19 protein-coding genes are annotated in these 17,389 nt (G+C 58.5%); 11 read left to right on the plus strand and 8 right to left on the minus strand.

The window, feature by feature from the left end:
• The first annotated feature begins 134 nt into the window (after positions 1-134).
• Both ABLU73_RS07610 and ABLU73_RS07615 read left to right on the plus strand, forming a co-directional pair.
• On the plus strand, positions 135-1,313 hold the full coding sequence (locus ABLU73_RS07610; protein ID WP_135730501.1) for a Gfo/Idh/MocA family oxidoreductase: 1,179 nt from the start codon (positions 135-137) through the stop codon (positions 1,311-1,313).
• Between the two features lie 159 nt (positions 1,314-1,472).
• Positions 1,473-2,837, plus strand: a complete 1,365-nt coding sequence (locus tag ABLU73_RS07615; RefSeq protein WP_004204817.1) for an MFS transporter — start codon at positions 1,473-1,475, stop codon at positions 2,835-2,837.
• Positions 2,838-2,879: 42 nt separating this feature from the next.
• Here the strand turns inward: ABLU73_RS07615 and ABLU73_RS07620 are convergent, their stop codons facing one another.
• On the minus strand, positions 2,880-3,371 hold the full coding sequence (locus ABLU73_RS07620) for a YajQ family cyclic di-GMP-binding protein (RefSeq protein WP_002891465.1): 492 nt from the start codon (positions 3,369-3,371) through the stop codon (positions 2,880-2,882).
• Between the two features lie 218 nt (positions 3,372-3,589).
• Between ABLU73_RS07620 and panE the strand changes: the two genes are divergently transcribed.
• From panE to ABLU73_RS07635, 3 genes are read left to right on the plus strand one after another with little or no spacing between them, the layout of a single operon-like run.
• On the plus strand, positions 3,590-4,501 hold the full coding sequence (gene panE, locus ABLU73_RS07625; RefSeq protein WP_057213653.1) for a 2-dehydropantoate 2-reductase: 912 nt from the start codon (positions 3,590-3,592) through the stop codon (positions 4,499-4,501).
• Entirely contained in the window at positions 4,464-5,057 is a 594-nt protein-coding gene (gene yajL / locus ABLU73_RS07630) for a protein deglycase YajL (RefSeq protein WP_004204820.1), read from the plus strand. Before panE ends, yajL begins: the two co-directional genes overlap by 38 nt.
• 51 nt (positions 5,058-5,108) lie before the next feature.
• Complete coding sequence (locus tag ABLU73_RS07635) at positions 5,109-5,585, plus strand: SRPBCC family protein (protein ID WP_135730500.1); 477 nt, start codon at positions 5,109-5,111, stop codon at positions 5,583-5,585.
• 66 nt (positions 5,586-5,651) lie between these two features.
• Here ABLU73_RS07635 and thiI read toward each other — a convergent pair whose 3' ends face one another.
• Positions 5,652-7,100: a tRNA uracil 4-sulfurtransferase ThiI gene (gene thiI, locus ABLU73_RS07640; RefSeq protein ID WP_004204823.1), complete on the minus strand. Its 1,449-nt coding sequence runs from the start codon at positions 7,098-7,100 to the stop codon at positions 5,652-5,654.
• Positions 7,101-7,281: 181 nt separating this feature from the next.
• Here thiI and xseB point away from each other — a divergent pair, with 181 nt between their 5' ends.
• Genes xseB through ABLU73_RS07660 form a run of 4 tightly spaced genes read left to right on the plus strand, consistent with a single transcriptional unit; the run spans position 7,282 to position 11,340 of the window.
• Entirely contained in the window at positions 7,282-7,524 is a 243-nt protein-coding gene (gene xseB / locus ABLU73_RS07645) for an exodeoxyribonuclease VII small subunit (RefSeq protein WP_004204824.1), read from the plus strand.
• A complete protein-coding gene (gene ispA / locus ABLU73_RS07650; protein ID WP_004204826.1) occupies positions 7,525-8,424 on the plus strand; it encodes a (2E,6E)-farnesyl diphosphate synthase in 900 nt (299 codons plus the stop codon). It abuts the gene before it with no gap.
• A gap of 18 nt (positions 8,425-8,442) precedes the next feature.
• A complete protein-coding gene (gene dxs, locus ABLU73_RS07655) occupies positions 8,443-10,305 on the plus strand; it encodes a 1-deoxy-D-xylulose-5-phosphate synthase (RefSeq protein WP_004204827.1) in 1,863 nt (620 codons plus the stop codon).
• A 60-nt stretch (positions 10,306-10,365) separates the two neighbouring features.
• Complete coding sequence (locus tag ABLU73_RS07660; protein WP_048294247.1) at positions 10,366-11,340, plus strand: aldo/keto reductase; 975 nt, start codon at positions 10,366-10,368, stop codon at positions 11,338-11,340.
• 45 nt (positions 11,341-11,385) lie between these two features.
• Here the strand turns inward: ABLU73_RS07660 and pgpA are convergent, their stop codons facing one another.
• The 6 genes from pgpA to nrdR form a co-directional block, all read right to left on the minus strand.
• Positions 11,386-11,889, minus strand: a complete 504-nt coding sequence (pgpA, locus tag ABLU73_RS07665) for a phosphatidylglycerophosphatase A (protein WP_004177266.1) — start codon at positions 11,887-11,889, stop codon at positions 11,386-11,388.
• The gene (gene thiL, locus ABLU73_RS07670; protein WP_023319837.1) at positions 11,882-12,853 is read right to left on the minus strand and encodes a thiamine-phosphate kinase; all 972 of its coding nucleotides are present in this window, start codon (positions 12,851-12,853) and stop codon (positions 11,882-11,884) included. The genes pgpA and thiL overlap by 8 nt, the downstream gene beginning before the upstream one ends.
• Positions 12,854-12,924: 71 nt before the next feature.
• Entirely contained in the window at positions 12,925-13,344 is a 420-nt protein-coding gene (gene nusB / locus ABLU73_RS07675; protein WP_004204833.1) for a transcription antitermination factor NusB, read from the minus strand.
• A gap of 19 nt (positions 13,345-13,363) precedes the next feature.
• On the minus strand, positions 13,364-13,834 hold the full coding sequence (gene ribE, locus ABLU73_RS07680) for a 6,7-dimethyl-8-ribityllumazine synthase (RefSeq protein ID WP_001021161.1): 471 nt from the start codon (positions 13,832-13,834) through the stop codon (positions 13,364-13,366).
• 87 nt (positions 13,835-13,921) lie between these two features.
• On the minus strand, positions 13,922-15,025 hold the full coding sequence (ribD, locus tag ABLU73_RS07685) for a bifunctional diaminohydroxyphosphoribosylaminopyrimidine deaminase/5-amino-6-(5-phosphoribosylamino)uracil reductase RibD (protein ID WP_004204834.1): 1,104 nt from the start codon (positions 15,023-15,025) through the stop codon (positions 13,922-13,924).
• Positions 15,026-15,028: 3 nt separating this feature from the next.
• On the minus strand, positions 15,029-15,478 hold the full coding sequence (gene nrdR, locus ABLU73_RS07690; protein WP_002890417.1) for a transcriptional regulator NrdR: 450 nt from the start codon (positions 15,476-15,478) through the stop codon (positions 15,029-15,031).
• Between the two features lie 147 nt (positions 15,479-15,625).
• On the opposite strand from nrdR, the gene ABLU73_RS07695 reads away from it, so the two are divergent.
• Both ABLU73_RS07695 and ABLU73_RS07700 read left to right on the plus strand, forming a co-directional pair.
• Positions 15,626-16,165 (plus strand): DUF3251 domain-containing protein, encoded by a 540-nt coding sequence (locus ABLU73_RS07695; protein ID WP_004204835.1) that lies wholly within the window; start codon positions 15,626-15,628, stop codon positions 16,163-16,165.
• Between the two features lie 300 nt (positions 16,166-16,465).
• Positions 16,466-17,350 carry a nucleoside-specific channel-forming protein Tsx gene (locus ABLU73_RS07700; protein ID WP_004204836.1) on the plus strand — a complete coding sequence of 295 codons (885 nt, stop codon included), beginning with the start codon at positions 16,466-16,468 and terminating at the stop codon, positions 17,348-17,350.
• Positions 17,351-17,389: the final 39 nt, after the last annotated feature.

Consider the following 17,389-nt stretch of genomic DNA (forward strand, 5'->3'; position numbering starts at 1 on the left):
AAATAAATTCCACAATACAATTGAAACAGAACAAACATTTCCTTAAGTTTAGGTCAGTCTATCCGGATGCGCGTTGCCGCAGGCGTCGGCATTGAGCGCCTCAGAGTGCGAATGATTTCAAAAAGGAGAGCACCATGTTAAACGGTCTGAAACCCTTATCCCGTTCCCTGCGTTGGGGCATGATCGGCGGCGGGGGAACCAGCCAGATCGGCTACAGCCACCGCTGTGCGGCGCTGCGTGACAATGTTTACACCCTACTGGCCGGCGCGCTTGACGTCGATGCCGAGCGCGGGCGCGCGTTCGGTGAGCAACTGGGCATCGCGCCGGAGCGCTGCTACGCCGACTACCAGACCCTGTTTCGTGAAGAGGCGCAGCGCCCTGACGGGATCGAGGTCGTCTCGGTCACCACCCCGAATAATACCCATTTCGCCATCACCAAAGCGGCGCTGGAAGCGGGCCTCCACGTCATCTGTGAAAAGCCCCTCTGTTTTACCGCCGAAGAGGCGCGCGAACTGGTGGACCTGAGTAAAAAACAGAACAAAATCGTCGGCGTCACCTACGGCTATGCCGGCTATCAGATGATCCAGCAGGCGCGGCAGATGATTGCCGATGGGCTGCTCGGCGAGATCCGCATCGTCAATATGCAGTTCGCCCACGGCTTTCATAACCAGGCCGTCGAGCTGCAGGCAGAATCTACCCGCTGGCGCGTGACGCCGAAGTTCGCCGGGCCCAGCTATGTGCTGGGAGATTTGGCCACCCATCCGCTGTTTGTCGCCGAAACCATGGCGCCACAGCTCAATATCAAACGGCTGATGTGCTCCCGCCAGAGCTTTGTTCCCTCTCGCGCGCCGCTGGAAGATAACGCCTTTGTCCTGATGGAATATGACAACGGCGCGGTTGGCTCGATGTGGACCAGCGCGGTGAACAGCGGCGCCATGCACTCGCAAAAAGTACGCATCGTCGGCGAAAAAGCGAGTATCGAATGGTGGGATGAGCATCCTAACCAGCTCAGCTATGAGGTGCAGGGCGAGCCGGCGCGCATTCTGGAACGCGGGATGCCCTACCTGAGCGCAAACGCGCTGGCGGACGATCGCATCGGCGGCGGTCATCCGGAAGGGCTGTTTGAAGCCTGGGCCAACCTCTATCGCCGCTATGCGCAGGCGATTGACGCTACGGACCGTGACGATCGCGCCTTCCTGCAAGACTTCTGGTATCCGGACGTCGAAGCCGGTCTGCACGGCGTCTATTGGGTCGAGCAATGCGTCAAATCGGCTGATGCCGGCAGCCAGTGGGTTGACTTTACTTTACCTTAATTTTCCCCCTCGCCAGTGGAGTCCTCCTCCACTGGTTTATTGATTTTTACCAACTTGCCGCATCGCGCAACAGCCCCGTAATATCTGTTAAACAAACATTTATTTACGCTTCTTACCCCCCGCCGCTACACTAGGCGCAGTTTTTATATTGAGGTGGTAATGAACGATAACAAAATGACGCCAGGGGAACTGCGCGCGACCTGGGGTTTGGGGACGGTATTCTCCCTGCGCATGCTTGGCATGTTTATGGTCCTGCCGGTTCTGACCACGTATGGCATGGCATTGCAGGGCGCCAGTGAAGCGCTGATTGGCCTGGCGATCGGCATCTACGGTCTGGCGCAGGCGGTGTTCCAGATCCCCTTCGGACTGTTATCTGACCGTATTGGCCGTAAGCCGTTGATCGTCGGCGGCCTGCTTATTTTCGTGCTCGGCAGCGTCATCGCCGCGCTCACCGACTCCATCTGGGGCATCATTCTTGGCCGTGCCCTTCAGGGCTCCGGCGCCATCGCCGCCGCGGTCATGGCCCTGCTCTCCGATCTCACCCGCGAACAGAACCGCACTAAAGCGATGGCGTTTATTGGCGTCAGCTTCGGCGTCACTTTCGCTATCGCCATGGTGCTGGGGCCGATTATTACCCATCAGCTGGGTCTGCACGCCCTGTTCTGGATGATCGCCATCCTGGCGACCGTCGGCATTCTGCTCACCCTGTGGGTGGTTCCCAACAGCCAGAACCACGTGCTTAACCGCGAATCCGGGATGGTGAAGGGCTGCTTTAGCAAGGTGCTGGCGGAGCCGCGCCTGTTGAAGCTCAACTTTGGCATCATGTGCCTGCACATCATGCTGATGTCCACTTTTGTCGCGCTGCCCGGACAGCTGGAGGCCGCCGGCTTCCCGGCCGCCGAGCACTGGAAGATTTACCTGGTCACCATGGTTATCTCCTTCATCTCGGTGGTGCCGTTTATCATCTACGCCGAAGTGAAGCGTAAGATGAAGCGCGTCTTTTTGCTCTGCGTCGCCATCCTGCTGATTGCGGAGATTGTCCTCTGGGGCGCAGGAGGCTACTTCTGGGAACTGGTGGCGGGCGTTCAGCTCTTCTTCCTGGCGTTTAACCTGCTGGAAGCGCTGCTGCCGTCGTTGATTAGCAAAGAGTCGCCGGCGGGCTACAAAGGCACCGCGATGGGCGTCTACTCCACCAGCCAGTTCCTCGGGGTGGCGATTGGCGGCGCCCTTGGCGGTTGGGTCGATGGTTTCTTTGATTCGCAGACCGTGTTTCTGCTGGGCGCCCTGCTGGCGATGCTGTGGCTGCTGGTGGCCAGCACCATGAGCGAGCCGCCCTACGTCAGCAGCCTGCGGGTAGAGGTACCGGACGGCGTGGTGGTCGACAGCGCGCTGCAGGCGCGTCTGCTGAATGCCAGCGGGGTTCATCAGGCGCTGGTGGTGCCCGAGGAGCGTTCGGTGTATATCAAAATCGACAGCAAAGTCACCAACCGCTTCGAGATAGAGCAGCTCATCAAAGGGGTATAAAAAAGCGGGGAATTCCCCGCTTTTTGCTGTCTGTCGGCCGCCTTAGTCGCGGAAGTTTTTGAACTGGAACGGTTGTCCCAGATCGCCACCGCGCACCAGCGCCATCACCGACTGCAGATCGTCGCGGGACTTACCGGTCACGCGGATCTCTTCGCCCTGAATCTGGGCCTGCACTTTCAGCTTGCTGTCTTTGATCAGTTTAACGATCTTCTTCTGCACCGCGCTTTCAATGCCCTGCTTCAGCTTCGCTTCAACAAACCAGGTTTTACCGCTGTGTACGATATCTTCCGGCACGTCGAGGGAGGTGCCTTCAATGCCGCGCTTGAGCAGCTTGGCGCGCAGGATATCCAGCAGCTGGTTCACCTGGAAGTCAGACTCGCTCAGCACTTTAATGGTCTTGTTGGCGTCGTTTAATTCAAACGTGGCTTCAACGCCACGAAAATCAAAACGCGACTCGACTTCGCGGCTCGCGTTGTCTACCGCGTTACGGGCTTCCTGAAGATCAACTTCAGAGACAATATCGAAAGATGGCATCTTTTCCTCTCCTTCCGTTTCTTTTGCGTTGCATAATACCTGCAACGCGGCATAACTCAACTTGTTATCCCGGAAGCTTAGCTGATTACGCAACGCTCGCGCTATTTTCCCCATGCTGCCCGACGACGCCGAAACCCCCTTTCCGTGCGACGATGCGAAAAGCGACGAGATAGACTTTAGTCATCAGCGCCTGGGGTAGCGGCAGATGAGGAGGAACAATGAAAGTAACCGTACTGGGATGCGGTGCACTGGGACAACTATGGCTGACCGCGTTGTGCAAACAGGGACATGAAGTCCAGGGCTGGCTGCGCGTGCCGCAGCCATTCTGTAGCGTCAACGTCATTGAAACCGACGGCTCGGTGTTCAACGAGTCGCTGACGGCCAACGATCCCGATTTTCTTGCCAGCAGCGAGCTGCTGATTGTCACTTTAAAAGCCTGGCAGGTTTCAAACGCGGTGAAGCACCTGGCCGCGATCCTGCCGGACACCACGCCGATTGTGCTGGTGCATAACGGCATGGGCACCGTCGAGGAGCTGCGCGGCGTGAAACAGCCTTTACTGCTGGCCTCCACCACCCAGGCGGCGCGCCGCGACGGGAATGTCATCATCCACGTCGCCCAGGGCACCACGCATATCGGGCCGGCGAAAAGCTACGAACAGGACTACAGCTACCTCGCTGAAGTGCTGCAGAACGTGCTGCCGGATGTCGCCTGGCACAACAATATTTTCTCGGCCACCTGGCGCAAACTCGCGGTTAACTGCGTGATTAACCCCCTGACCGCGATAAAAGGGTGTAAAAATGGCGATCTGCGCGACTATCCGCAGGAAGTTGCGGCCATTTGTCGCGAGGTGGCGGCAGTGATGGAGCGCGAAGGTATTCATACCTCGGCGGAAAACCTGCTATTTTATGTCGAACAGGTGATTGAAAGTACGGCAGAAAATATCTCATCCATGCTGCAGGACGTTCGCGCCCAGCGGCACACGGAGATCGACTATATCACCGGTTTTCTGCTCAACCGCGCCCGCGCCCACGGCGTTGCCGTACCGGAAAACGCCCGCTTATTTGAACTGGTCAAGCGTAAGGAGAATGAATATGAGCGCGTCGGCACTGATTTGCCTCGCCCCTGGTAGCGAAGAGACCGAAGCGGTCACCACTATCGACCTGCTGGTCCGCGGCGGGGTGAAGGTGACCACCGCCAGCGTCGCCAGCGACGGCGGCCTGACCATCGTCTGCTCGCGCGGCGTCAAGCTGCTGGCGGATGCTCCTCTGGTCGAGGTGGCCGATGGCGATTTCGATATTATCGTCCTCCCGGGCGGCCTCAAGGGAGCGGAGTGCTTTCGCGACAGCCCGCTGTTGGTGGAAACCGTCCGCCAGTTTCATCTCTCTGGGCGCATTGTGGCCGCTATCTGCGCCGCTCCGGCGACCGTGCTGGTACCTCATCATCTGTTCCCGATCGGCAACATGACCGGTTTTCCAGCGCTGAAGGCGCAGATCCCCGCCGATCAGTGGCAGGATAAGCGGGTGGTCTGGGATCCGCGGGTGAATCTGTTAACCAGCCAGGGTCCAGGGACATCGATTGATTTCGCCCTGAAAATGATCGATCTGCTGGTGGGGCGCGAGAAAGCGTATGAGGTCGCCTCACAGTTGGTGATGGCCGCCGGCATCTATAATTACTACGAAGCCTGATAGCCGGTCCGCGCCGCGGACTGGCTCCCCCTTTTCCTGAGGAGTCGTAGCATGTCCCGTAGCGCAACCGATTCTCGCGATCTTGTTATCAGCCGCCTGCTCAGCGCGCCCGCCGCAGCCCTGTGGCGCGCGTGGGCCGACCCGGCATTACTCCGAACCTGGTGGTGCCCGAAGCCCTGGCAAACCGAGGTTCTGACCTTTGATTTACGCGCCGGCGGGGCCTTTCACACCGTGATGCACGGCCCTGACGGTGAACGCAGCGATAACCCCGGCTGTTTTCTTGAGGTTATCCCGCAACAAAAAATCGTCATGACCTCGATGCTGACGGCGGATTATCGCCCCGCCGTTTCCCCCTTCGCGATGACGGCCATCATCACTTTTGCCGATGAACAGGGCGGGTGTCGCTATACGGCCACAGTGCTGCATGCCGATGATGAAACCCGCGAGCAGCATGAGCAGATGGGATTTTTCGAGGGCTGGAATATTGTCATCGATCAACTCAATGACCTGGCGCTGACCCTGCGCTAATACACTCCCCATCCAATAGTAAAAAGGCCTTCCATCAGGGAAGGCCTTTTGCATCATAACAACCTGTTACGGGCGATAAACTTTCACGTTGCTGAAGCCCTGCTCGCGCAAATAAAGCGCCTGCAGACGGCTCATCACTCCGCGTTCGCACCACAGCAGCCAGGTTTTACTCTGATCGAGATCGCCAAACTTAGTGCTCAGCTTGTAGAACGGCAGAGAAACAACTTCAACCCCCTCGACCTTAAGCGGTTTGTCTTCCTGCTCGTCGATGGAGCGAATGTCGAGGATCGCGTCGTTGGCGCCAAAGCCGTTCACGGTTTCCACTTCCACCACCGTCTCTTCCGTCTGCTGGGCGATTTCGCGGATATCGATATTGCTCGCCTCTTCCACCACTTTATCGAGGATGCTGAAATCGAAGTGTTCTTCTTCCGCTTCAATCTTCGCCTTCACCGCCTTCACGGTCGGGCTCTTGGAGATCACGCCGCAGTACTCCGGCATCGTGCGGGCGAAATCTTCCGTACCGATCTCGCGGGCCAGGTCGATGATGTGCTCTTTATCATGCGAAATCAGCGGACGCAGGATCAGGGTATCGGAGACGTTGTCGATCAGGCGCAGGTTGGTGAGAGTCTGACTGGAGACCTGGCCCAGCGCTTCGCCGGTGACCAGCGCCTGCACGCCGTAGCGTTCCGCGACTTTTGACGCGGCGCGGACCATCATGCGCTTGAGCACCACGCCCATCTGGCCGTCATCCACTTTTTCAAGGATTTCGCCGACCACCGGCTCAAAGTTAATCGCCACAAAGCGAACGCGGTGAGAGCTGCCGAAGCGGTTCCACAGGTAATGCGCGACCTGGCGGACGCCAATCTCATGGGCGGCGCCGCCAAGGTTAAAGAAGCAGTAGTGCACGCGGCAGCCGCGGCGCATCAGCATGTAGCTGGAGACGCCGGAGTCAAAGCCGCCGGAAATCAGCGACAGCACATCTTCCTGCGTGCCAATCGGGAAGCCGCCGATACCTTCATAGCGGCCTTTCACCAGCAGCAGGCGATCATTTTCAATCTCAAGATTGACGGTAACGTCCGGGTCGGTCAGCTTCACGCGCGCCGTTTCAATATGCTGATTCAGGCCGCCGCCGACGTAGCGCTCCACCTCAATTGAGGTGAATTCATGTTTGCCGCGACGCTTCACCCGCACGCAGAAGGTTTTGCCTTCCAGCGCCTCGCGCCACAGCGGCAGCGTCTGCTCAAAAATATCGTGCAGCGAGGTGAACGGTACGTCTTCGACTTCCAGAATATGGTGGATGCCGGGAATACGGGTCAGCGCATCGCGAATAGCCGGGCGCTGATTTTCATCTTTCGCACGAACTTCGATATGATCCCAATGGCGAACGACGGCCAGCGTCTCGTCATAGTTTTTGAGAACGTTACGAATGTTCCCGGTTAAGATTTTAATGAAGCGCAACCGCACAGATTGGCTTTTGATGGTGATTTCCGGGAACAATTTAATGATAAACTTCATGGCGACAATAGTTCGTTGGCAAGCCCGACGGGGCTTTAAGCAAAAGTTGTAAAGCAGCGCACACCGGTGCCTGCATCCTGGGCGCGGAGTATATCACCATTGCGCGTTATTTGCTTACACGCGTGACTTCGTTACCATACCCGGTATTGCCGTCGCGAAATAACAAGAGTCTATATTCACTATGCCAAAGAAAAATGAGGCCCCGGCCAGCTTTGAAACTGCACTGGGCGAACTGGAGCAGATCGTAAACCGTCTGGAAAGCGGCGATTTGCCGTTAGAAGAAGCGCTCAGCGAATTTGAGCGCGGGGTCCAGCTGGCCCGCCAGGGGCAAAGCCAGCTGCAGCAGGCCGAACAGCGCGTGCAGATCCTGCTGGCGGATAGTGAAGATTCCCCGACCACGCCTTTTACGCCGGACGCTGAATAAATGGATTTCCCGCAACAATTGCAGGCCTGTGTGGAACAGGCTAACGAGGCGCTGCGCCGTTTTATCGCGCCGCAGCCCTTTCAGAACACTCCGCTGGTGGAAGCGATGCATTATGGCGCACTCTTAGGCGGTAAACGCCTGCGTCCCTTCCTTGTCTACGCTACCGGCGAGATGTTCGGCGTGAGCCGCACCACGCTGGATGCCCCTGCCGCCGCGGTCGAATGCATTCATGCTTATTCCCTGATGCATGATGATTTGCCGGCGATGGATGATGACGATCTGCGTCGCGGACTGCCGACCTGCCATATTAAATTTGGCGAAGCCAACGCAATTCTTGCGGGAGATGCCCTGCAAACGCTGGCGTTCTCTATACTCAGTGATGCGCCGATGACGGACGTCCCTGACCGGGATCGTCTGGCGATGGTTTCCGAACTGGCGCAGGCCAGCGGCGTGGCGGGCATGTGCGGCGGCCAGGCGCTGGATCTACAGGCGGAAGGACAGCAGGTGAATCTGCAGGCGCTGGAACGTATCCACCGCCACAAAACGGGCGCGCTAATCCGCGCCGCCGTCCGCATGGGGGCGCTGAGCGCCGGCGAGCGCGGGCGTGCCGCCCTGCCCGCGCTGGATCGCTATGCGGAAAATATCGGCCTGGCCTTCCAGGTCCAGGATGACATTCTCGACGTGGTAGGGGATACTGCGACCCTTGGCAAACGTCAGGGTGCCGACCAGCAATTGGGTAAAAGCACCTATCCCGCCCTCCTGGGTCTTGAGCAAGCCCGGAAGAAAGCGCACGACCTGATCGCTGATGCCCGCCGTTCGTTAGATGAACTGGCCGCACAATCTCTGGATACTTCGGCACTGGAAGCGCTCGCGAATTACATTATTCAGCGCGATAAATAAACAATAAATGAGTCTCTGATGAGTTTTGATATTGCCAAATACCCGACCCTGGCGCTGGTAGATTCCACCCAGGAGTTGCGCCTGTTGCCAAAAGAGAGCCTGCCGAAGCTGTGTGATGAGCTGCGGCGCTACCTGTTGGACAGCGTCAGCCGCTCCAGCGGTCACTTTGCCTCTGGCCTCGGCACGGTGGAACTGACCGTGGCGCTGCATTACGTCTATAACACGCCCTTCGATCGCCTGATCTGGGACGTCGGTCACCAGGCCTACCCGCATAAAATTCTGACCGGCCGCCGCGACAAAATCGGCACCATTCGCCAGAAAGGCGGCCTGCACCCCTTCCCGTGGCGCGGTGAAAGCGAGTACGACGTGCTGAGCGTCGGTCACTCCTCCACCTCCATTTCCGCTGGCATCGGGGTGGCTATCGCCGCCGCGAAAGAGGATAAACAGCGGCGCGCGGTGTGCGTGATTGGCGACGGGGCGATCACCGCCGGCATGGCGTTTGAGGCGATGAACCACGCCGGGGATATCAAACCCGACCTGCTGGTGGTGCTGAATGACAATGAAATGTCGATCTCCGAGAACGTCGGGGCGCTGAATAATCATCTGGCGCAGCTGCTCTCCGGTAAGCTCTACTCCACCCTGCGCGAAGGCGGCAAAAAGGTCTTTTCCGGCGTACCGCCGATTAAAGAGCTGCTTAAGCGGACCGAAGAGCATATCAAAGGCATGGTGGTGCCTGGGACGCTGTTTGAAGAGCTGGGCTTTAACTACATCGGCCCGGTGGATGGCCACGATGTGCTCGGTCTGGTCAGCACCCTGAAGAACATGCGCGACCTGAAGGGCCCGCAGTTCCTGCATATTATGACCAAAAAAGGCCGCGGCTATGAGCCCGCCGAGAAAGACCCGATCACTTTCCACGCGGTGCCAAAGTTCGACCATACCAGCGGCGTACTGCCCAAAAGCAGCGGCGGTCTCCCTTCCTATTCGAAAATCTTCGGCGACTGGCTTTGCGAAACGGCGGCCAAAGACAGCAAGCTGATGGCCATCACCCCGGCGATGCGCGAAGGTTCAGGGATGGTGGAATTTTCGAAGAAATTCCCCGATCAGTACTTTGATGTCGCCATCGCCGAGCAGCATGCAGTCACCTTCGCCGCCGGACTGGCGATTGGCGACTACAAACCAGTGGTGGCCATCTACTCCACCTTCCTGCAGCGAGCCTACGATCAGGTGATCCACGATGTGGCTATTCAGAAGCTGCCGGTGCTGTTTGCCATCGACCGCGCCGGGATTGTCGGCGCAGACGGCCAGACGCATCAGGGGGCGTTCGATCTCTCCTTCCTGCGCTGTATTCCGGATATGGTGGTGATGACGCCGAGCGATGAAAATGAATGCCGCCAGATGCTGTACACCGGCTACCACTACAGCGACGGACCCTGCGCGGTGCGCTATCCGCGCGGCAGCGGCACCGGCGCGACGCTGGAGCCGCTGGCATCGCTGCCGATCGGCAAAGGGGTAGTGAAACGCCAGGGCGAGAAGGTAGCGATCCTCAACTTCGGCACCCTGCTGCCGGAGGCCGCAGCGGTGGCGGACAAACTCAACGCCACCCTGGTGGACATGCGCTTTGTGAAGCCGCTGGATACCGCGCTGATCCTGCAGCTGGCAGGCGAGCACGACGTTCTGGTGACGCTGGAAGAGAACGCCATTATGGGCGGCGCCGGCAGCGGCGTGAATGAAGTGCTGATGGCCCATCGCCGGGCGGTACCGGTGCTCAATATTGGCCTGCCGGACGTCTTTATTCCGCAGGGCACTCAGGAAGAGATCCGCGCCGACCTCGGCCTCGATGCCGCCGGTATTGAAGCCAAAATCCTCGACTGGCTGGCATAATCGCCCCTCCCGCTCCTGCTATGCTTAAGGGATACCCTTGATGAATAGCAGGAGCGCACCATGCACTATATCCCCCTCGGCGATACTGCCTTACGTGTTTCCCGACTCTGCCTCGGCTGCATGACCTTCGGCGAGCCGGACCGCGGCAGACACGCCTGGACGCTTCCGGAAGAGAGCAGTCGCCCGCTCATCCAGCACGCCATTGAAGGCGGCATCAACTTCTTCGATACCGCAAACAGCTACTCCGACGGCAGTAGCGAAGAGATCGTCGGCCGCGCTCTGCGCGACTTTGCCCGCCGCGACGAGGTGGTTGTCGCCACCAAGGTCTATCACCAGGTCGGCGATCTGGCGGAAGGGCTTTCCCGGGAGCAGATCCTGCGCTCTATCGACGACAGCCTGCGCCGTCTCGGTATGGACTATGTCGACCTGTTGCAGATCCACCGCTGGGACTACAGCACCCCGATTGAAGAGACGCTCGAAGCGCTGGACGAGGTGGTGAAAGCCGGCAAAGCGCGCTATATCGGCGCCTCGTCCATGCATGCCCGGCAGTTTGCCCAGGCGCTGGCGCTTCAGCAGCAGAACGGCTGGGCGCGCTTCGTCACCATGCAGGATCACTACAACCTGATTTACCGGGAAGAAGAGAATGAGATGCTGCCCCTGTGCCAGCGTAACGGCGTGGCGGTGATCCCGTGGAGCCCGCTGGCGCGCGGCAGGCTGACCCGCCCATGGGGTGAGACCACCGCCCGGCTGGTCTCGGATGAGTTCGGCAAATCGCTTTACAGCACCAGCGAAGAGAATGACGCGCAGATCGCCGGGAATCTCGCGGACGTGGCGGAAGAGCTCGACGCCAGTCGCGCGCAGGTCGCCCTCGCCTGGCTGTTAAGCAAGCCCGGCGTCGCCGCGCCAATTATCGGTCCGTCGCGTCAGGAGCAGCTCGATGATCTGTTGCAGGCGGTGGATTTGACGCTCTCCCCGGAACAGATCGACAAACTGGAGGCGCCCTATCAGCCGCACCCGGTGGTGGGATTTAAGTGACGGGCGTGATTTCCCCGAAAGCATGGCGCTGCCGGGGAGAAGCGGTCAAAGCAGACCGATGGGCCAGTGATGGCCAATAACATACAGCACGCCGGCGGAGATCACGCCGGCGACGATATCGTCCACCATGATCCCCATTCCGCCGTGAATATTGCGGTCAAACCAGCGAATCGGCCACGGTTTCCACATATCGAAGATACGGAAAATGACGAAGCCGGCGGCCACCCACTGCCAGTCCAGGGTCGGCAGCGCCATCAGGGTGATCCACATCCCGACGAACTCGTCCCAGACGATGCTGCCGTGGTCATGGGTGCCCATATCTTTGGCCGTGCGATGGCACAGATAGACCCCGATACAGATGCTCATCATCACCACCAGCGAGTAGAGCTGCCAGGGGAGAAAAGTCATCAGATACCAGAACGGAATCGCCGCCAGCGAGCCCATCGTGCCCGGCACCACCGGGCTTAAGCCGCTGCCAAAGCCGGTCGCCAGCAGATGCCATGGATTACGCATACTCAGGCGGCTAAGCGCCTCGTCTCGACTACGCAAAGTGATCGTATCCCTTTAAATCAAGCGTGACCGGCTTACCGTCGCGGATAAACTGCAGACCTTCGCTCTCCGGCGCAATCTGTCCGATACAGGTAAAACGCGCGCCAAGATGGCCAAGGGCCACGTCCAGCGCCCCACGGTTCAGCTCCGGTACGGTAAAGCACAGCTCGTAATCTTCGCCACCGGCGAGCGCCCAGCGCAGCGCCTGCTCAGAATCAACCTGGCTTAGCATCGCGTCAGAGTACGGCATGGCATCAAGATCGATGCGCGCGCCGCAGCCGCTGGCTTTGAGAATATGACCCAGATCGGAGATCAGGCCGTCGGAGAGATCGATCGCCGACGTCGCCAGGTCGCGCAGCGCCTGGCCCTGCAGCACGCGGGGCATCGGACGCAGGTGACGGGCCAGCAAATAGTCGGCGTCAGTCGGCGTATCCACCGTCAGCCGGTTCTGCAACAGCGCCAGGCCGGCGGCGCTGTCCCCCGGGGTACCGGTGACATAGATCCAGTCTCCCGGCTTCGCACCTGAACGTTTCATGGCGCGCCCAGGCGGCACAAAGCCGTGGATACCCAGAGTCATGGCGAGCGGGCCACGGGTGGTGTCGCCGCCAATCAGCTGCATATCGTAGTAGTCAAGCTGGACAAACAGGCTGTCGCTGAAGGCTTCCAGCCAGGCTTCATCCACCTCCGGCAAGGTCAGCGCCAGGGTGAGCCACGCCGGCTCCGCGCCCATCGCTGCGAGGTCGCTCAGGTTCACCGCCAGGGCTTTATAGGCGAGGTCGGCCGGGTCGATATCGGGTAAGAAGTGATTGCCCGCCACCAGAGTGTCGGTGCTGATTGCCAGCGTTTTTTTCTCGGGAATATTCAGGAGAGCGCAGTCGTCGCCGATACCGGTCTCGACATCAAGACGAGCGCTTTTAACGCGATCAAAATAACGGGCAATCAGGGAGAATTCGCCACATGCCATACGTTATGCCTCAGCAAAATAATAAATAAGGCCGGGTTGCGAGACGACCCTCGCAAAACCCGGCCTGCAGTTTACTTCTTGTGGGGACGAATTACCGGAGCCGCTTTGTCCAGCACACCGTTGACGAACTTGTGGCTATCTTCAGCGCCGAAGGTTTTCGCCAGTTCGATAGCTTCATTGATGGCCACTTTATACGGTACGTCATCGCGTTTGGACAGCTCAAACAGCGCGATACGCAGCACCGCTTTTTCCACCTGACCCAGCTCTTCCAGCTGACGGGACAGGTAGGGCTTCATCAGGCCGTCGAGGTACGCGCTGTTAGTCGCCACTCCGGACAGCAGTTCGCGGAAATACAGAACATCAACATCTTTTACGTCCTGTTCCGCCAGGAACTGGTATTCGACATCAGCGATGTCGTTCTGGGACAACTGCCAGGAGTAGAGCGCCTGAACGGCACACTCACGGGCGCGGCGACGAGCAGCAGGTTTCACGGAATTCCCCTTACAAAAATCAGGCCTTGATGGCTTTCAATACGTTAATCATTTCCAGCGCGGTCAGCGCAGCTTCTGCGCCTTTGTTACCGGCTTTGGTGCCAGCGCGCTCAATGGCTTGTTCAATACTTTCAGTGGTCAGAACACCAAAGGCTACCGGGATTTCGCTGTCCTGAGCGACGTGCGCCAGGCCATTGCTGGCACCGCCTGCCACATATTCAAAGTGGGCGGTACCGCCGCGAATCACCGTACCCAGCGCGATCACCGCGTCATATTTACCGGTTTTCGCCAGTGCGCCAGCCGCCAGCGGCAGCTCATACGCGCCTGGAACCCAAACAACGGTGATGTTTTCATCTTTTACCTGACCAATGCGTTTCAGGGCGTCAATCGCACCTTCCAGCAGGCTGTCATTGATAAAGTTGTTGAAACGCGCAATGGTGATGGCGACGCGAGCGTCCGGGGTAGCAACGTTAGCTTCAATAATGTTCATACTCTTCCTTCGGGTTCATGTGCCCCGCAAGGGGGGCGGATTTTATCATATTATTCTGAGCGCTGCTTCCTAATAATCAGGAAAGCCTCACGCAGTGGTTAAATGCAGGCAGACATCCGGGCCAACCTGACGTATCTCATTGAATTTAAAATGGGGCGCCTGGCTCAGTTCTTCAAGCCCCGGCAGCGCGCATAATCCACGCGCCGCATTGCCTAACAGTTTAGGCGCAATATAGACGATAAGCTCGTCGACCAGCCCCGCCTGCAGCAGCGCCCCGGCAAGCGTGGCCCCCGCCTCCACCCAGACGCTGTTGATCTGCTGTTTGCCAAGCAGCATCATCAGCAGCACCAGATCGAGATGGCCGTTATGTTCCGGAACCAGCAGCGTGCGCACGCTGTCCGGCCACTGGCGCTCATCGGCGCCCAGGCGGGCAAACAGCGTTTCCCCCGCCTGCTGCACAATACGATGCTCAGGCGTGACGCGGTTCTGACTGTCGATCACGACGCGCAGCGGCTGGCGCAAATTCTCTTGGGGATACAGCGCCTGGGTATCGGCGCTCAGCTCCTGCCAGCGCACGGTCAGCGCCGGATCGTCCGCCAGTACGGTGGCGCTGCTGGTCAGAATGGCATGGCTCTGTGCGCGCAGACGCTGCACGTCGCGTCGCGCCTGCGGGGAGGTGATCCACTGGCTTTCGCCGCTGGCCATCGCCGTGCGGCCGTCCAGCGAAGCACCCAGCTTGAGCTGCACCCAGGGAAAACCGGTGCGCATCCGCTTCAGGAAGCCCTTGTTCAGCGCTTCCGCCTCGTTCATCATCAGCCCGTGGCTGACTTCAATACCGGCCTGCTGCAGACGGTACAAGCCGCGCCCCGCCACCTGCGGGTTCGGATCCTGCATCGCGGCGACCACGCGGCTGATGCCGGCGGCAATCAGCGCATCGCAGCACGGCGGCGTACGGCCGTGGTGGCTGCAGGGCTCAAGGGTGACATAGGCGGTGGCGCCTCGCGCCTGTTCCCCCGCCATCCGCAGGGCGTGCACTTCGGCGTGCGGCTCGCCGGCGCGATAGTGGAACCCTTCGCCGACGATCTCGCCGTCTTTTACAATGACACAGCCAACGTTAGGGTTAGGATGGGTGGTAAAGCGACCGCGGGCGGCGAGCTTAAGCGCACGCGCCATGTACATTTCGTCCTGCATGGCTTAGTCCTGTAAGCGGGCGATCTCTTCGCCGAATTCTTTGATATCTTCGAAGCTGCGATAGACCGACGCGAAGCGAATATAGGCGACTTTATCCAGTTTTTTCAGCTGTTCCATCACCAGATTGCCGATCATTTTGCTGGCCACTTCGCGCTCGCCGGTGCCGCGCAGATGGGTTTTGATATGGTTGACCGCCATTTCGACGTCATCGGCGCTGACCGGACGTTTCTCCAGCGCTTTCAGCATCCCACTGCGCAGCTTGTCTTCGTTGAAGGGTTCACGCACATCGTTACTCTTCACCACCCGGGGCATCACCAGCTCCGCCACTTCGAAGGTGGTAAAGCGCTCATTACAGACCAGACACTGCCGACGGCGACGCACGGAAGAGCCTTCCCCCACCAGACGAGAGTCAATCACTTTGGTATCCACGGCGAAACAGAAAGGGCAATGCATAGCGCGTCCTGACAGGTAGTTAAACTGAAGGGTAGTTTACCGCGAAGTGACCTGACTACAAAGAAAGAGCTTTTGAGACAAAGGATCTATGGGAGAGACAGGCGGTTTGGCTACCATTAAGCATCCTCTGCAAACGGAATCCTGACCATGACAAGACGTTACCTGAAACTCGCCATCGCGGGCAGCCTGTTTACCCTTACCGCCTGCGCCCAGCAAAGCGAAATCCGCCAGATGCACCAGAGCGTGAGCACCCTGAGCCAGGAGATGACCCAGCTCAATCAGCAAACGATCAAAATTACCCAGCAAAACGCGCTGAACGCGAAATCTACCCGCGGCGTCTATTTGCTGCCGGAGGCGAAAACCCCGGCGCGGCTGGAGAGCCAGATCGGCACCCTGCGCATGTCGGTGGCGAGCATTACGCCGGATGGCGACGGGTCACGCCTGACGTTACGTATTCAGGGCGAATCCAACGATCCGCTGCCGGCCTTTACCGCCACCGTCGCCTCCGGACAGATCACCGGCACTACCCACAGCTACCAGGAAGTAAATGTTCAGGATCAGTTGATCAGCGCCCCGGCCAGCATCCTCGCACCCAGCGATGTCAACATCCCGCTGCGCCTGAACGTGACGCCGGACAAAGTCGGTTTTATTCGCGTCCACGATATCCAGCCCGCCGCCGCACAGTAAGCCTTTGCGCCGGGCTTTCCCCTGCCCGGCGACATCCTGCCCCGTCATTCTTCTCCACTTACAACTTTTCACAAGAGTTCATTAGAAATCGTTCTGCATCGCGATTTTCAGTAGCATTTTGTCAAGAAATGCATAGAATCGTGAACGCAATCGATTACGCATGTTCTGGTTATGTGAAACAACACGTATTTTTGTGAGCAATGATTCCTATAATAGACCCCCACAGAAAGACGAAATATTTAGAAACGCTTCGGCACTTCTTTTAACGCCTTCAGGCTCAATTTAAACAGTGGCATTACTATGAAAAAAACATTACTGGCAGCGGGTGCGGTTGTGGCGCTCTCCACTTCTTTTACCGCGGGCGCGGCAGAAAACGACAAACCGCAGTATCTGTCTGACTGGTGGCACCAGAGTGTTAACGTGGTAGGGAGCTACCACACCCGTTTCGGACCGCAGATCCGTAACGATACCTATCTGGAATACGAAGCGTTCGCCAAAAAAGACTGGTTTGATTTTTACGGCTATATCGATGCTCCGGTGTTCTTCGGCGGCAATAGCACGGCAAAAGGTATCTGGAACAACGGTTCTCCGCTGTTTATGGAGATCGAACCGCGCTTCTCTATCGACAAGCTGACCAACACCGATCTGAGCTTCGGGCCGTTCAAAGAGTGGTATTTCGCGAACAACTATATCTACGATATGGGCCGCAATGATTCCCAGGAGCAGAGCACCTGGTATATGGGTCTGGGTACCGATATCGACACCGGCCTGCCGATGAGCCTGTCGTTGAACGTCTACGCCAAATACCAGTGGCAGAACTACGGCGCGTCCAATGAGAACGAGTGGGACGGCTACCGCTTCAAAGTGAAATACTTTGTGCCGCTGACCGACCTGTGGGGCGGTTCGCTGAGCTACATCGGCTTCACCAACTTCGACTGGGGTTCTGACCTCGGCGATGACAACTTCTACGATCTGAACGGGAAGCACGCGCGCACCAGCAACTCCATCGCCTCCAGCCACATCCTGGCGCTGAACTACGCGCACTGGCACTACTCGGTAGTGGCCCGTTACTTCCATAACGGCGGCCAGTGGGCTGACGATGCCAAGCTGAACTTCGGCGATGGCGATTTCAGCGTCCGCTCAACCGGCTGGGGTGGTTACTTCGTGGTTGGTTACAACTTCTAATTGCTGAAACGGCAAGACAGCGCCCGGGCCATCCGGGCG

Source organism: Klebsiella sp. GG_Kp175 (assembly GCF_040062325.1).
Classification (GTDB): domain Bacteria; phylum Pseudomonadota; class Gammaproteobacteria; order Enterobacterales; family Enterobacteriaceae; genus Klebsiella; species Klebsiella quasipneumoniae.

Coding starts and splice junctions, on each gene's coding strand:
- ABLU73_RS07610 (WP_135730501.1), top strand. CDS start 135: ATGTTAAACGGTCTGAAACCCTTATCCCGTTCCCTGCGTTGGGGCATG.
- yajL (WP_004204820.1), top strand. CDS start 4,464: ATGAGCGCGTCGGCACTGATTTGCCTCGCCCCTGGTAGCGAAGAGACC.
- dxs (WP_004204827.1), top strand. CDS start 8,443: ATGAGTTTTGATATTGCCAAATACCCGACCCTGGCGCTGGTAGATTCC.
- xseB (WP_004204824.1), top strand. CDS start 7,282: ATGCCAAAGAAAAATGAGGCCCCGGCCAGCTTTGAAACTGCACTGGGC.
- ABLU73_RS07700 (WP_004204836.1), top strand. CDS start 16,466: ATGAAAAAAACATTACTGGCAGCGGGTGCGGTTGTGGCGCTCTCCACT.
- thiL (WP_023319837.1), bottom strand. CDS start 12,853: ATGGCATGTGGCGAATTCTCCCTGATTGCCCGTTATTTTGATCGCGTT.
- thiI (WP_004204823.1), bottom strand. CDS start 7,100: ATGAAGTTTATCATTAAATTGTTCCCGGAAATCACCATCAAAAGCCAA.
- ribE (WP_001021161.1), bottom strand. CDS start 13,834: ATGAACATTATTGAAGCTAACGTTGCTACCCCGGACGCTCGCGTCGCC.
- ispA (WP_004204826.1), top strand. CDS start 7,525: ATGGATTTCCCGCAACAATTGCAGGCCTGTGTGGAACAGGCTAACGAG.
- ABLU73_RS07615 (WP_004204817.1), top strand. CDS start 1,473: ATGAACGATAACAAAATGACGCCAGGGGAACTGCGCGCGACCTGGGGT.
- ABLU73_RS07635 (WP_135730500.1), top strand. CDS start 5,109: ATGTCCCGTAGCGCAACCGATTCTCGCGATCTTGTTATCAGCCGCCTG.
- ribD (WP_004204834.1), bottom strand. CDS start 15,025: ATGCAGGACGAAATGTACATGGCGCGTGCGCTTAAGCTCGCCGCCCGC.
- ABLU73_RS07695 (WP_004204835.1), top strand. CDS start 15,626: ATGACAAGACGTTACCTGAAACTCGCCATCGCGGGCAGCCTGTTTACC.
- ABLU73_RS07620 (WP_002891465.1), bottom strand. CDS start 3,371: ATGCCATCTTTCGATATTGTCTCTGAAGTTGATCTTCAGGAAGCCCGT.
- nrdR (WP_002890417.1), bottom strand. CDS start 15,478: ATGCATTGCCCTTTCTGTTTCGCCGTGGATACCAAAGTGATTGACTCT.
- panE (WP_057213653.1), top strand. CDS start 3,590: ATGAAAGTAACCGTACTGGGATGCGGTGCACTGGGACAACTATGGCTG.
- ABLU73_RS07660 (WP_048294247.1), top strand. CDS start 10,366: ATGCACTATATCCCCCTCGGCGATACTGCCTTACGTGTTTCCCGACTC.